This window comes from Snodgrassella sp. CFCC 13594, from assembly GCF_001590725.1.
In the GTDB taxonomy this organism is placed as follows: domain Bacteria; phylum Pseudomonadota; class Gammaproteobacteria; order Burkholderiales; family Neisseriaceae; genus Snodgrassella.
The window spans coordinates 1-523 of record NZ_LQXR01000087.1; the positions used below are offsets into that span (position 1 = coordinate 1).

A 523-nucleotide genomic window follows, 5' to 3' on the forward strand; every position below is an offset into this window, starting at 1 on the left:
TTTTTGTTGAAAATAGCCAGTGCATTGGCAGATGACTCAGTGAACGCAAATCCAGTTTCGGATTCTCATACCGAGTAACCCCTTGTGCGCCATCGGTGAATACTTCGAACGGTCGGTTAATCATAACCTCGGTAATACCTTCCCCATTCAAGTATTCAGTAATACCGAGTTTATCCAGTTGATTCCTGACTGTGGTATCGGCATGAATATTGCCAGCCATGTTGTTCACACCATCAAACATATTATTCTCACTTCCACTAAAAAGCCGGCACAAGGCCGGCTTTAGATTCACAGATTTACAACCAAGAACGCTTCACCACATCATAAACATTACTGAAATCCACATCACGAGCGACAAGAATGTTCAGTATTGCACCTTGATTGATGGTGCCGGTGGGCGGGATGTTGATGCTGTTTTTAAGGCTTCAGTTGCCATCGCCTGAGCCGCTTCACTTGAGTTTTCATAAGTGATGTTGTTATTGCTGCCATTGCTGCTCCGGTTGCTGAGATTGTCACCGATGTC

General features: G+C 44.7%; 1 pseudogene. It reads right to left on the reverse strand.

Going from position 1 to position 523, the window contains the following annotated elements:
• Nucleotides 1–220, reverse strand: a pseudogene (locus tag A2F46_RS11840) (hypothetical protein); the annotation flags it as partial.
• Between the last annotated feature and the right edge of the window lie 303 nt (nt 221–523).